11 protein-coding genes are annotated in these 13,597 nt (G+C 60.9%); 4 read left to right on the top strand and 7 right to left on the bottom strand.

Annotation, left to right across the window (positions count from 1 at the left end; translation table 11 throughout):
- Both pfkB and ptsP read right to left on the bottom strand, forming a co-directional pair.
- A complete protein-coding gene (gene pfkB / locus BLR20_RS25005) occupies positions 1 to 942 on the bottom strand; it encodes a 1-phosphofructokinase (RefSeq protein ID WP_054992628.1) in 942 nt (313 codons plus the stop codon).
- The gene (gene ptsP / locus BLR20_RS25000; protein ID WP_054992629.1) at positions 942 to 3,812 is read right to left on the bottom strand and encodes a phosphoenolpyruvate--protein phosphotransferase; all 2,871 of its coding nucleotides are present in this window, start codon (positions 3,810 to 3,812) and stop codon (positions 942 to 944) included. Before ptsP ends, pfkB begins: the two co-directional genes overlap by 1 nt.
- 355 nt (positions 3,813 to 4,167) lie before the next feature.
- Between ptsP and cra the strand changes: the two genes are divergently transcribed.
- Both cra and BLR20_RS24990 read left to right on the top strand, forming a co-directional pair.
- Positions 4,168 to 5,163: a catabolite repressor/activator gene (gene cra / locus BLR20_RS24995; RefSeq protein ID WP_054992630.1), complete on the top strand. Its 996-nt coding sequence runs from the start codon at positions 4,168 to 4,170 to the stop codon at positions 5,161 to 5,163.
- Positions 5,160 to 5,960 (top strand): TatD family hydrolase, encoded by an 801-nt coding sequence (locus tag BLR20_RS24990; RefSeq protein ID WP_054992631.1) that lies wholly within the window; start codon positions 5,160 to 5,162, stop codon positions 5,958 to 5,960. The genes cra and BLR20_RS24990 overlap by 4 nt, the downstream gene beginning before the upstream one ends.
- A gap of 21 nt (positions 5,961 to 5,981) precedes the next feature.
- On the opposite strand, the gene ampE is transcribed toward BLR20_RS24990, so the two are convergent.
- From ampE to BLR20_RS24975, 3 genes are all read right to left on the bottom strand, one after another.
- Positions 5,982 to 6,818 (bottom strand): regulatory signaling modulator protein AmpE, encoded by an 837-nt coding sequence (gene ampE / locus BLR20_RS24985; RefSeq protein ID WP_054992632.1) that lies wholly within the window; start codon positions 6,816 to 6,818, stop codon positions 5,982 to 5,984.
- Between the two features lie 15 nt (positions 6,819 to 6,833).
- Positions 6,834 to 7,382: a 1,6-anhydro-N-acetylmuramyl-L-alanine amidase AmpD gene (ampD, locus tag BLR20_RS24980; RefSeq protein ID WP_010428559.1), complete on the bottom strand. Its 549-nt coding sequence runs from the start codon at positions 7,380 to 7,382 to the stop codon at positions 6,834 to 6,836.
- A gap of 210 nt (positions 7,383 to 7,592) precedes the next feature.
- Entirely contained in the window at positions 7,593 to 9,848 is a 2,256-nt protein-coding gene (locus tag BLR20_RS24975) for a DUF1631 domain-containing protein (protein WP_032613664.1), read from the bottom strand.
- A 353-nt stretch (positions 9,849 to 10,201) separates the two neighbouring features.
- On the opposite strand from BLR20_RS24975, the gene nadC reads away from it, so the two are divergent.
- Both nadC and BLR20_RS24965 read left to right on the top strand, forming a co-directional pair.
- Positions 10,202 to 11,050: a carboxylating nicotinate-nucleotide diphosphorylase gene (nadC, locus tag BLR20_RS24970; protein ID WP_054992633.1), complete on the top strand. Its 849-nt coding sequence runs from the start codon at positions 10,202 to 10,204 to the stop codon at positions 11,048 to 11,050.
- A gap of 45 nt (positions 11,051 to 11,095) precedes the next feature.
- Entirely contained in the window at positions 11,096 to 12,172 is a 1,077-nt protein-coding gene (locus tag BLR20_RS24965) for a TIGR00266 family protein (RefSeq protein WP_054992634.1), read from the top strand.
- A gap of 215 nt (positions 12,173 to 12,387) precedes the next feature.
- Here the strand turns inward: BLR20_RS24965 and BLR20_RS24960 are convergent, their stop codons facing one another.
- Entirely contained in the window at positions 12,388 to 12,966 is a 579-nt protein-coding gene (locus BLR20_RS24960; RefSeq protein WP_032613659.1) for a TerD family protein, read from the bottom strand.
- Positions 12,967 to 13,003: 37 nt separating this feature from the next.
- A complete protein-coding gene (locus BLR20_RS24955; protein ID WP_010437904.1) occupies positions 13,004 to 13,579 on the bottom strand; it encodes a TerD family protein in 576 nt (191 codons plus the stop codon).
- Positions 13,580 to 13,597: the final 18 nt, after the last annotated feature.

Here is a 13,597-nt window from a genome sequence, read left to right as displayed (position 1 = left end):
TTATTGTTCTGAAAGGCTGCGTACAGTGACGCCGCCTTCAAGCCGTTTGAGTTGCGCGGCATCGGTGATACCGAAACCGATCTGGGTCACCGCCATGGCGGCGATCGCTGTGGCAGTGCGCAAGGTCTTGTGCGGCTCTTGACCACTGATCAAGCCATGCACCATGCCTGCCAGCAGCGAGTCGCCAGCACCTACCGTACTGGCCACCGTGACCTTGGGCGGCAGTGAGTGCAGCGCCACGCTCGGGCTGAACCAGTGCACGCCTTCGGAGCCTTGCGAGATCACCACGTGCTCGATGCCCTGCGCCTGCAGACGCGCAGCCGCCTCGGCTTGCGCAGCGATAGAGATGATCGGTGCGTCAAGGGCATCAGCCAGCTCTTCGGTATTGGGTTTAATCAGCCAGGGCCCGGCCTTCAGACCGGCACGCAAGGCCAGACCACTGCTGTCCAGCGCCACTTTCAGACCGAGGTCCTTGAGCATCAGCAGCAGTTTTTGCAGCCACTCCGGGGTGACGCCGCGCGGCAGACTGCCCGCCACGACCACCACGTCGAAACCCTGGGCGATCTGTTCGACGCGGGTGAACAGCGCTTGCTGCGCCTCTTCACTGACCTGTGGCCCGGGGCCGTTCAGGTCGGTGATACGCCCACTGCCTTCGGCCAGCTTGATATTGCTGCGCGTTTCGCCCGGCACCCGGACAAACTCGTCGACGAACTGACGACGCTCGAACAATGCTTCGAACGCTTGCGGATTGTCGACACCGAGAAAGCCGGCAACGGTCAGGTCATGGCCCAGGTCAGCCAGCACCTGCGCCACATTCAGGCCCTTGCCCGCGGCGTGAGTGAGCATCGCCGTGCTGCGGTTGACCTGGCCCAGCTCCAACTGCCCCAACTGCACAGTCAGGTCCAGCGCCGGGTTCATGGTCAGGGTAAGAATCTTCGCCATTACACAGCCTCCACAAGCGCGCGGACTTCGGCGGCGCTGCCCGCCGTCAGCGCATTCTGCGCCAGTTCCCGAGCGCTGCTCAGGGTCAGTTCACGCACGCAGGCCTTGACCTCGCCAATGCTGCGCGCCGAGACACTCAATTCATCCACGCCCAGACCGACCAGAATCGGCACTGCCAGCGGGTCTGCAGCCAGTTCGCCGCACACGCCCACCCATTTGCCGTTGGCATGCGCAGCACGTACGGTCATGTCGATCAGTTGCAGCACCGACGGGTGCAGCCCGTCAGCCTGGGCCGACAGTGTCGGGTGGCCGCGGTCGATGGCCATGGTGTATTGCGTCAGGTCATTGGTGCCGATACTGAAGAAGTCCACTTCCTTCGCCAGCACCGGGGCGATCAGCGCAGCCGATGGCACCTCAATCATGATCCCCAGTTGCAGGTCGCTGACCGGAATTTCCTCGCGCAGGCGCTGGGTCATGTCCCGCGCCTGACGCCACTCTTCAAGCGTGCCGATCATCGGGAACATGATGCGCAGCGGGCCACTGTCTGCCGAACGCAACAGGGCACGAAGCTGGCTTTCCATGACGTCCGGTCGCTGCAGGGTAAGACGGATACCGCGGACGCCGAGGAACGGGTTTTCCTCTTTGGCGATCGGCCAGTAAGGCAGCGGCTTGTCGCCACCGACATCCAGCGTGCGCACCACCAGCGGACGCCCGCCCAGATCGGTCAGCACGCGGCGGTATTCAGCTTCCTGCGTGGCTTCATCCGGCGCCTGGGAATGCGCCATGAACAACAGCTCGGTGCGCAGCAGGCCGACGCCTTCCGCGCCCTGCTCGACGGCGGCCGGTGTGCCGGTGCTGTCGCCGATATTGGCGAAGACTTCGACGGCATGACCATCACGCGTCACAGCAGGCTCCATGCGCGCTTCGGCGGCCGCCTTGAGACGTTGCTCACGCGCGTCACGGTCCTGAACGGCACGCTGCAAGGTCGCTTCGTCAGGCGCGACGGTCAGCCGTCCGCGCTGGCTGTCGAGCAGCAGTACGGTGCCAGGCTTGAGCAGCAGCACTTCGTCGCCGGCACCTACCAGCGCAGGAATGCCCAGTGCACGCGCCACGATGGCACTGTGCGCCGTGGCACCGCCACGCGCGGTAAGAATGCCGGCGACCTGTGCCGGGTCGAGACGGGCAACGTCGGACGGGCCAACTTCATCCATCACCAGAATGTAGGGTTCGTCCGGGGCCGCAACGGTTTCGACGCCACAGATCTGCGCCAGCACGCGGCGCCCGACATCACGCAGGTCCGCGGCGCGCTCGGCCAGCAGTGCGTCCTGCAGTTGCTCCTGCTGAACGGCAGCGGTCTCGATAACCGTGGCCCAGGCCGCAGCCGCGCTTTCATCGTTGTTGAGGCGCGCTTCGACTTCGCTGGTCAGTTCCGGGTCTTCGAGCATCTCCTGGTGGGTGATGAAGATTTCCCGGATGGCCTTGGACTTGCTGCGCTGAATGAGGTTTTCGATATCGCTGCGCACCTCGCCGATCGCCTTGTGCAGGCGCTCGCGCTCGGCAGCCACCGACTCGCCACGCTGGGGATAATCGAAGCTTTGCAGCACTTGAACGTGGGCCGGCCCCATGGCAATGCCCGGTGAAGCAGGCACGGCCTGCAACACGCTACCGGCTGGCGGAGCGCTGAGCGGTTTGGCCGCAGCCGGGGCCGGCGTTGGCGCAGCCTCGGTCGGCGAGACGGCGGGCAAGGGTTCGACTTCCTCGCCCAGACCTTGCTCCACGGCCGCGATCAGCGCTGGCAGCGCGTCGTCGGCGATGCTCGGCTCGGCAATGAATTCCAGCGTCTGACCACGGCGGGCGCCGAGGCTGAGCAGCTTGCTCAGGCTCTTGGCCGACACGGCAGCTTCGCCGGTTTCCAGCACGCGCATGCGGATCTCGCCGTCAAACTCCTTGGCCAACTGCGCCAGTATCTTCGCCGGGCGGGCGTGCAGGCCATGGGCGTTGGCCAATTGAATCTGCCGGGTCGGCCACTCGGCTGGCAGTTCGCCGCCCAGCGCTTCGAGCACGGCGCGACTGTTGGTGGCGTGACCCAACTCGTGGCCACGGCCTTCGATCAGCAACAGGCAGAGACGCTCGAGCAGCGCCTGATGCGCCTCACCGAGGCTGGCCAGGCAGAACAGACCGGTCAGCGGCTGGCCCAGATAGCGCATCGGTTTGTCGGGGGTGACGAACGCCAGACCGGGACGCTTGACGGTTTGCTCGCTGTGCAGCCACCAGAGGCCATCACCCAGCGACAACGCTTCCACTTGCTGGAGCACGGCGGCAAATCCGTTACTCACGCAGTCGGCCTTGCGCAACAGGCGTGCGCCGCGCCAGACCAGTTCTTCAAAATCGTCGGCTGATACGCCGAGGCTGATCATCTGTGCGTCGAGCGCCAGTTCCTGCGGAGCGCCCTGCAATAGCTTGAGCAGGTCTTCCGGGGTCTTCGCTTCGCGCAGCGCCTGGCCAAGATCCTCTTCGCCCAGTGCGCGAGTCAGCAGTTGCAGCAGGCGCAAGTGCTCGTCGGATTTGGCAGCAATACCAATCGCCAGGTAAACCATTTGTCCGTCGCCCCAGTCCACCCCTTCGGGGAACTGCATCAGACGTACGCCGGTGGTAAACACCAGGTCGCGGGTCTCGGGTGTACCGTGTGGGATGGCGATGCCCTGACCGAGGAAGGTCGAGCCTTGCTGCTCACGGTTCATCAGCCCGGTGAGGTAGCCCTCGGCAACCAGACCATCAGCGACCAGGTGGTCGGCAATCAGCTTAAGTGCGGCAGTTTTATCCACAGCCGACTGGGCCATGGATATTTGCTCCAGAGTGAGTTCGAGCATTGCCTTGACTCCTGTGCAGCGCCAAGGCGCCACCTGATTCTTGTTTTAATGGCGATCATGTGATCGACAGCTTAGGGGGGATGAAGGTGATATCTGTCCGAGCATCGTATCGGACATCACTTTCATCTCGATTGCAGCAGACAACAGGCGTGCTGAATCGTTTAATCTAGAATTGCCCGGCACGTTACTCGATTCTGGGGTTTCATTGAAGCCCGGTCGGTCCGATCACTGTGGGACACTTCCCAAAATACTTGAAGTACTTGGGAATTTCCTACGGTCTGGTGTAAAGATCAGCGCCATGAAAAAAATAACTCGATTGTCCTGAGCCGCGTACCTAATAAAAGGAAATTCCGGGGTGAAACTTAGCGATATCGCACGTCTGGCAGGTGTTTCTGTCACTACGGCCAGTTACGTGATCAATGGCAAGGCCGAAAAACAGCGCATCAGCCCGGCAACGGTCGAACGTGTCAAAGCCGTGGTCGAGCAGCACGACTTCCGACCCAACCCGCAAGCGGCGGGCCTGCGCAGCCGCCATAGCAAAACACTGGGCTTTATCCTGCCCGACCTGGAAAACCCCAGCTATGCGCGCATCGCCAAATTGCTCGAGCAAGGCGCGCGCAGCCTCGGTTATCAACTGCTGATCGCCAGCTCCGATGACGACCCTGCCAGCGAGCTGCAGCTATTGCAGCTGTTCAAGGCACGCCGTTGCGATGCGCTGCTGGTCGCCAGTTGCCTGCCGACCAGTGACGACAGCTATCGGGAATTACAGCTCAAGGGCACGCCGATCATCGCCATTGACCGGGAAATGAATCCCGAGTTTTTCTGCTCGGTGGTCAGCGACGACCATGACGCCTGCCTGCAACTGACCCACAGCCTCCTGCAAACCCGACCGCGCCACATTGCCCTGATCGGTGCACGTCCTGAGCTGAGCATCAGCTGCGCGCGCGCCGCAGGCTTCAAACACGCACTCGACGGGTTTGCCGGAACCACCATCATCGAGCACGGCGAAGCGTTCAGCCGCCAGTGTGGTCAGCGTTTGATGACCGAGATGCTACAGCGCCAAGGGCATTTTCCGGACGCGTTGATCACCACGTCCTACGTGCTGCTGCAAGGCGTATTCGATGTGCTGCAAAGTCAGGCATTGCAATCGACCCCACTGCATCTGGGCACCTTCGGCGATACGCAATTGCTCGATTTTCTGCCGCTGCCCGTCAATGCCATGGCCCAGCAACACCAGTTGATCGCCGACAAGGCCCTGCAGCTGGTCATGGCCGCTATCGAGAAGGACGATTACCAGCCCGGCGTGCACGCTATTGTCAGGGCCTTCAAACAACGTATACACGAGGCGTGAATGTGACGCTGATCGATACCCACACCCACCTGGATTTTCCGGATTTCGATGCAGACCGTGCCCAAGTGCTGGACACCTGTCTGACGCTTGGCGTGCAGCGCATGGTGGTGCTCGGGGTGTATCAGCGTAACTGGCAGCGGCTGTGGGCGTTGACCGAAGCCAACTCCTGCCTGTACGCAGCGTTTGGCATGCATCCGGTGTACAACGATGAGCACCGCACTGAACACCTGACAGAGCTGGGCGACTGGCTGACACGCCTGCAAGGCCATCCGCAGCTGTGTGCGGTGGGTGAGATCGGTCTGGACTATTACGTCGAGCAGCCGGACAAGGCGCGTCAGCAAGCGCTCTTTGACGCGCAATTGCAATTGGCGGCGGACTTCAACCTGCCCGCCTTGCTGCACGTGCGTCGCAGTCATGCCGATGTGATCGCGACTCTCAAGCGCCACAAGCCAAAGCGCAGCGGCATCATCCACGCTTTTGCCGGCAGCCGCGAAGAGGCACGTGAATACATCAGGCTGGGGTTCAAACTGGGTCTGGGCGGAGCGGCGACCTGGCCGCAGGCGCTGCGCATGCATCGGGTCATCGCCGAACTGCCGCTGGACAGCGTGGTGTTGGAAACCGACTCACCGGACATGGCCCCCGCAATGCATCCCTATCAGCGCAACAGCCCGCAGCACTTGCCCGACATTTGCGCGGCCCTCGCGGGGCTGATGAACATCAGCCCCGCGCGCCTGGCCCAGGCGAGCACGGACAATGCCTGCGAACTGTTCGACTGGCCTCGCCTGTCACATGCCTGAGCCTGCGCGGCCGGGATCGGATCAGAGCAGCAGGGTCCACAGGGCGAACCCTGCGTACCAGACCACCGCGGCACGTACCAGCAGCTCCCAGAGCATGTCGAGGCCGGTAACACCTTGCGCGCCCATCATCGGAGGCGGGACCTCGCTGGCGGCACAGCCCACGCGCGTAATCAGTTGTGCGGCACTGATGTTCCAGTTCAGCAACTCGTGCAGCATCACCCGGGTGACCGCCACAAAATTGCCGACCAACGCGAAGCTGGCGGCGAGCAACCTGACCGGCGCCCAGTCAAAGGCGTGGCGTAACTGCCCTGCACGCTCGACCAGTGCGGGTGTCTTGCCATGTTCGACGGCAAGCGCCAACAGCCTGTAGGCCAGCGCAGCCACCGGGCCGAGTACGAAATACCAGAAAATCACGGCGAAGAAGCTCTGAAACGCCTGCCAGAGCAGGTAGCCCTGCACGCCCTGCAGCAATTGCTCGCTATTGTCCGCTTGCACGCCCATGTCGCGCTCGGCCACATGCACCGCAGCCTGTGCATCTCCACGTCGGCAGGCATCGCGAAACGGCCCGAGCACCGCAATCAGGTCAACCCGGCCAAGGCTGTAGATCAACACCAGCAGATGAACGGGCAGAACCAGCCAGCCATAGGCCACCGAACCGATGATGGTCAACGCCAGGTGCAGGACCAGCACGGGAACAAGCACCAGCAACGCCAGCATTACCCAGGGGCGTGTCGACGTCCGCGGGCTGGCCTCGAGTTTTGCCAGCTCTTTCAGCCACGGCCCATCACGCTGAACGCGCTGACGCAGAGCAGAAAACTTTTCGATAAGAACGGCCAGCAGTAGCACCAGAAAACTCATTGTTCGTCCCTCACATCAATCCAGCAAAGCCGCTCGAAACCTGGCCCAGTCAAAACAGGGCCCAGGATCAGTCTTGCGTCCCGGCGCCACGTCACTGTGACCACAGATACGCTCGGGGGTGATTGCCTCGAACGCCTGTCGCAACTGTCGCGTCAGGTCGATGAGCGCGTCGTATTGCGCATCGGTGAAAGGCTGGTCATCCGTCCCCTCCAATTCAATGCCGACAGAAAAGTCATTGCACCCTTCACGGCCCTGAAAACTGGAAACACCGGCGTGCCACGCACGATCAAGACAAGAGACGAACTGAACGACCTCGCCATCACGTTCGATCAGAAAATGCGCTGAAACGCGCAGATCGGCAATCCCCACAAAGTAGGGATGCTCGTCGATGTCGAGCTGGTTCTGAAAGAAAGCCTGCACCTTGCCAGTCTTGAATTGCGCTGGCGGCAGGCTGATGTTGTGGATCACCAGCAGCGAGATTTCGCCTTCGGGTCGCGCATTGAAGTTGGGCGAGGGGCAATGCTGCACGCCGTCGCACCAGCCACTTGCGGAGTCCAGTTGCATGAATGCTCCTTGAACGGGGGAAAAAGTAGCGCTGATTATGCCCGTGACAGGAGCCGATGTGGGGGCTTGGCTACAGGCCTGCAGCGTCGAACGCCAGAGATCCGCGGCGACGCGTGTCGAACTGCGTGCCGACGCGGGGCGTCGGCAGCATGGTCAACCGCGTGTCTGGCGACCGGCACCGCAGGGGAACGCCAGCTTGAAATCCGCCAGTCAGGCGCCCTTGAGCTTGCGCAGGTTGCTGATGACGGATTCCAGGGCACGGTCGAAGAGCAGCGCATCGTCGAGAATACGTACTGCGCCGCGACGAAATTCGACGGCAAGACCGGTACGGGTCTTTTCCAGAACCTTCATGCCCGTGCGATTGACGAACACATAACGCCCGGTCGGCTCGACAATCGCAGTCAATTTGCAACGCAGCTTGTGCTCCTCATCTTCCTGAATCTCGACCCAGCAACCGACCCGCAGCTTGTCGACCATCTGCAGCCCTGCGTCGTCGTCAGGTAACTGAACAACAGGCTCATTGAGCATCCGTTCTTCAGGGGTGATCAGAACGATTTCCTCGACCACCGCCATCATCGGCGGGCCTTCGATGGCCTGACCGCCTGCCTGCGCCGTATCACCTTGCGCGGTGCCGCCCTCGCCTTCCTGCAAACGCGAGAAGTGCTGAAACGCCTGGACATGCAGCGACTCCAGCTGACTGAAGAATTCACTGGTGGCGAACGGGTCGAAGGCGGCGCTGGTCAAGCCGTCACGCAGCGATTTGAGCAGTCCAGGAACCAGCTCCAGCAGGCGCTGCAGGGCCTGCGGGTCGTCGTGCAGCTCGACGCTCCAGATCAACTCGTCCATGGTCTCCAGCCCGGCCTGCCACTCGCTGGACTCCTCGCCATGCTTGAGGCAGGTCAGCAGCAGGACCTTGCTCCAGGCCTCCTGCAACAGACGCACCACTACCTCCGGCAAGGTTCTGCCCAGCAAGCGCTGATTGAGCTCGTGCTGCACCTGCTGTCGAGCCAGTTCGGCACGCGCGCGGCCCTCTTCGGCATCGCGGGTGCGCTGCTCGAGCAACTCGCTGCGGCGACGCTCGTCACTGGTGAAGGCCAGAAAATCCGCCAGCAATTCGGAGAAAATTGCCGGGTCATCGACAAAATCATTGAGCAGGCGCTGCACGATCTGCTCGACGCGCTGATACAGCGAGTCGCGCTGATAGTCGTCACGACCACCCCAGCCCAGTGCGGCAGTGGCTATTTCGTTGAGCAGGCGGCGGGCGGGATGACTGCCGCGGCTGAAGAAGCTTTTGTCGATGACCGCCACCTTGAGCATCGGAATCTGCAGGCGTCCAATCAGCGCACGCAATGAAGGTGTCAGGTTGCGGTCATCGAGAATGAATTCAAACAGCATGGCAATCAGGTTGATGACGTCTTCGTCACCGACACCGACAATTCTGGATTTACCGGTCTTGACGTTGACTCGGGTCAGCAGCTGTTCCAGCTGGTTGCGCAGGTCGAAATCGTCTGAAGTGTCCTGGGACGGCACATATTGCTGCAGGTGAGACAGCAGGCGCAGCAGGTCACGGCTGGAAATCGGACGCACTTCTGCGTTGGGTTCATGACGCGGCGCGAGGCTGCCGCGAACGTGCAGCAGCAGTTCCTGCAAGGCCGAGAAAACCTCCTGCACACTCTTGTCGAGCTTGTCGGCGGCTTCACTAAAGGCAGGGTCGGACATCTCGGAGACGCGACTTCTGGGCGCCGCCCGGTCGGAAGAGCGCCGGGCCGGCAAGGCTTTCATGTCCGGCAATACACCTGTGGCAATCAGCAACTGATTGGCTTCGCTGTACAGATCGTCCGTATTGGCCAGGACGTACTTCTCGAACAGTTTGAGAATGATCAGTTTGACCTTGATCTCGACGCCAAGGCTGCGCCCGGCCTCCAGAAAAAACCTGCAGAGCATCGCCGGCCCCAGAGGATTGGAGTCTTCGGCAATCGCTTGAGGAATGAGGACGTTCAGGCGTGCAGTGAGCTGGCCCAGAGCGAGAGCATCACGGCTCATGACCTTGCTGACCATGGCATCCACGGCCACAGTTTTCTCGAGATCATCGTTGTGCACCAGCGACAGCTTGTCGAAGGACACAGCGGCCGGAAGCACGGGCTCCTGAATCTGATACTGACCCAGGACCAGGAAAGACTCGTAGAACTTGTCGAGGAAGCCACGTTCTATGCTTTTGCGCTTGAGGCGCAGGTCACGCATGGCTTCAAAAAAGATGTTCTGCTCAGTGTTGCTGCGGGCGCGGTCAGCCATTTCGAACAGCGTATCGTCGGCGTTATCGAACAACGCCTGCAATGCATCCTTGAGCTGCTGGGCCGCCTTGTCGCGAACCTGCAGCAACACAACAGGTAATCGGGCCAAAGGAGTACCCGCCCCCTGCAGAGGGAACGATTTGCTCAACGGCACTACTTTTTCGTCGTTCGGCATTACACCCCCTGACAGGAAACAACCTGAACCCCATCACAAACGTGGCTTGTTACCCTCGCACTGTGAAGCGACCCCCTTGGTCTTGCGCAACGTCAAACTCATGGCGTCAATTACAAGTCGGATTATCTTTCAAAACTTGTCATTAACGCCAGCGGGACTTTTCTTTCACTCTCGCGAAGGAAGCGGCAAGACATTCATGTGCAGCGATAGACCGCGATATTCGCTTTCCATCGCAAACGAATTTGCCAAACCGACCAACTGCATGTTCCCGGAGGTAACACCCTGCATTGGCGCAGGTGGGTAAGCGGCATGCGGTGCCTTATACTCGAACGACTTTGCTACTGGAGCCCGCTATGCCGAATTTACGAATTGCCGACCTGACCGCCGAGATCGAGGCCAATGTGCGTCGCGCATTGCTGGAGGATGTCGGCAGCGGCGATATCACCGCCCAACTGATTCCGGCAGAACGGCTGGCCAAGGCCACCATCATTTCCCGCGATGCAGCGGTGATCGCGGGCACTGCCTGGGTCGATGCGGTATTCCGGCAACTGGACCCGCGCGTGGCGGTGCACTGGCAAGTGACAGACGGCGACCGCGTCAGCCCGAATCAGGCGCTGTTTCACCTTGAAGGCCCGGCACGCTCTCTGCTGACCGGCGAACGTAGCGCACTCAACTTTCTGCAGATGCTCTCGGGAGTGGCCACGCGGGCGCAGTACTTCGCGGACATGGTCGCGGGCACTCAAGTCAGACTGCTGGATACCCGCAAGACCCTGCCGGGCCTGCGCCTGGCGCAAAAGTACGCGGTCACCTGCGGCGGCTGCCACAATCACCGCATCGGGCTATACGACGCGTTTCTGATCAAGGAAAACCACATCGCAGCCTGTGGCGGCATCGCTCAGGCAGTAGAAGCGGCGCACCGGATTGCACCGGGCAAGCCTGTCGAAGTCGAGGTGGAGAGCCTCGGTGAACTCAAGCAGGCGCTGGACGCAGGCGCCGACATCATCATGCTTGATGAGTTGAGCCTTGATGACATGCGCGAAGCCGTGCGCCTCACCGCAAGCCGTGCCAGTCTGGAAGCCAGCGGCGGCATCAACGACGATACCCTTCGGGTTATTGCTGAAACGGGTGTGGATTACATTTCCATCGGTGCGATGACCAAGGATTTGAAAGCCGTGGACCTGTCCATGCGCCTGAGCCTCTGACGTATCGCGCACAGCCAACTCACTATTCGCTCGGGAGTAGACGCTTTGGAACAATGGTTTGTGATGAACGCGGGCAAGCAACTCGGCCCGATGGACGCGGATGCTGCGCGGCTGATTGCCCGTGAGTCACCCGGTGCGTGGTGCTGGAAGCAAGGCATGCCTGACTGGCAGCCGATCTATCAGGTGCCGCAGGTACGCGCCATGAAGAAGGACGGTGTGACGCCTTTTCCTGATCCGACCCCGGACATGATCCAGCCCAAACCGTCCGCGCTGCCGGCGCAGGCAGCCCCGACACCCGCGCCTGCCTCTGTGCCCGCCAGACGCCCTTCGTTTACGCCCGACCCGAACGCCTCGGGCGGCTATGGCCTGGCGCAGACCACCGACGGGGTGGACTTCAAGCTGTACGGTACGGAAACCCAGTTCATCGAACTGGAGCTTGACCCTGGCGAAAGCGCCGTCGCCGAAGCCGGGGCGATGATGTACAAGACCTGCGATGTGCAGATGGAAACCATCTTCGGCGACGGCAGCAATCAATCGTCTGGGCTGCTGGGTTCGCTGTTCGGCGCAGGCAAGCGCATGCTGACCGGCGAAAGCCTGTTCACTACGGTGTTTTCGCAACAGGGCTCGGGCAAGGGCCGCGTGGCATTTGCAGCGCCCTACCCGGGCACGATCCTGCCGCTCAACCTGCGCGATTTCGGCGGCAAGCTGATCTGCCAGAAAGACAGTTTTCTGGCCGGCGCCAAAGGCGTCTCCATCGGTATCCAGTTCCAGAAGAAAATCCTTACCGGCCTGTTCGGGGGCGAAGGTTTCATCCTGCAAAAGCTGGAAGGCGACGGCTGGGTGTTCGTGCACATGGGCGGCACGGTGCGCAAGATCGAGCTGGCGGCAGGCGAGGCTCTGGATGTCGACACCGGGTGCCTGGCAGCCATGACCCAGACGGTCGATTACGATATCCGCACGGTCGGTGGCGGCATCAAGTCAATGCTGTTCGGCGGCGAAGGGGTGTTTTTCGCCAGACTGACCGGGCCTGGCACAGTATGGCTGCAAAGCCTGCCCTTTTCTCGACTGGCAGGGCGCATGCTGGCCGCGGGGCCTTCGGGTGTGGGCAGAAGCGAACGCTAACTTCAGCACTCCGTTATTAGACCGGAGAAATCCCGACTATCGTGCCAATGCTCCGCGTTGGCATGCCGTTCCGGACGCTCCGCGTCCTCTTGCCGACGCAGAGCGTCGTGAACTGCATTCACACGCTGGAGCGTGAGGAACGATAGCTGTAATCAGCACCCAATAAAAAACCCCCACCATCGCTGGCGAGGGTTTTTAGTGGGCGCTGCTCGGGTTTAGCCGATTGCCACGCCGTGAGCTTCTGCCAATGGCTTCAGACCGCCGGCAAAGCCCTGGCCAATGGCCTTGAACTTGAACTCTTCGCCATTGCGATACAGCTCGCCGAAGATCATCGCGGTTTCAGTGGATGCATCTTCCGACAGGTCGTAACGAGCGATTTCCTTGCCATCGGCCTTGTTCACAACGCGGATGTAAGCGTTGGAAACCTGGCCAAAGCTTTGCTTGCGCTCGTCGGCGGAATGGATGGTGACCGCGAAAACCAGCTTCTTCACTGCTGCTGCCAGGCCAGTGAGCTTGACCGTTACCGACTCGTCATCACCTTCGCCGGCACCGGAGCGGTTATCGCCCAGGTGCTCGACCGAACCATCGGTCGACTTCTTGTTGTTGTAGAAAATGAAGCTGTTGTCATCCAACACCTTGCCATTTTCGCCAACGATGAAGATCGAAGCATCCAGGTCGAACTCGGTGCCATCGGTAACACGCGGATCCCAGCCCAGGCCCACGGTGATTTCTGTCAGGCCCGGAGCCTCTTTGGACAGGGAAACGTTACCGCCTTTACTCAGACTTACTGCCATGTTCTTGATCCTTTCCAGAAAAGTGGTGGGGCGTGAATCAGAAATTCATGCCGAAAGAGTTGGCGACGGCTTTCAATCCACCGGCAAAACCGCTACCCACGGCGCGGAACTTCCACTCGCCATTGTTGCGGTACAGCTCGGCGAAGATCATCGCGGTTTCAGTGGAAGCGTCTTCTGCCAGGTCGTAGCGAACGACTTCAGAACCTGACTGTTCATTCAATACGCGAATGAACGAGCCACCCACCTGACCGAAGTTCTGCTTGCGGCTGTCTGCATCGTGAATGGTCACGACGAAAACAACTTTCTCCACATCGGCAGGAACACGGGCCAGGTCGACCTTGAGGACTTCGTCATCGCCGTCGCCGGCACCGGTACGGTTGTCACCGGTGTGCTCGACAGAACCGTCGGCGCTCTTGAGCTGGTTGTAGAAAATGAAGTCAGCTTCACTGCGGACCTTGCCATTGGCGGCCAACAGGAATGCGCTGGCGTCCAGGTCGAAATCCTGTCCGTCAGTGGCTCGCGGATCCCAGCCCAGACCGATCAATACTTTGGTCAGGGTAGGGTCGGTTTTCGACAGCGAAAGGTTGCCACCTTTTTGCAGAGTCAAAGCCATGATTCGTTTATCTCCTTT

It is taken from the genome of Pseudomonas congelans, assembly GCF_900103225.1.
Taxonomy (GTDB): Bacteria; Pseudomonadota; Gammaproteobacteria; order Pseudomonadales; family Pseudomonadaceae; genus Aquipseudomonas; species Aquipseudomonas congelans.
The sequence above is the reverse complement of the archived record's forward strand: the minus strand, read 5'-3'. Positions and strand labels throughout refer to the sequence as shown.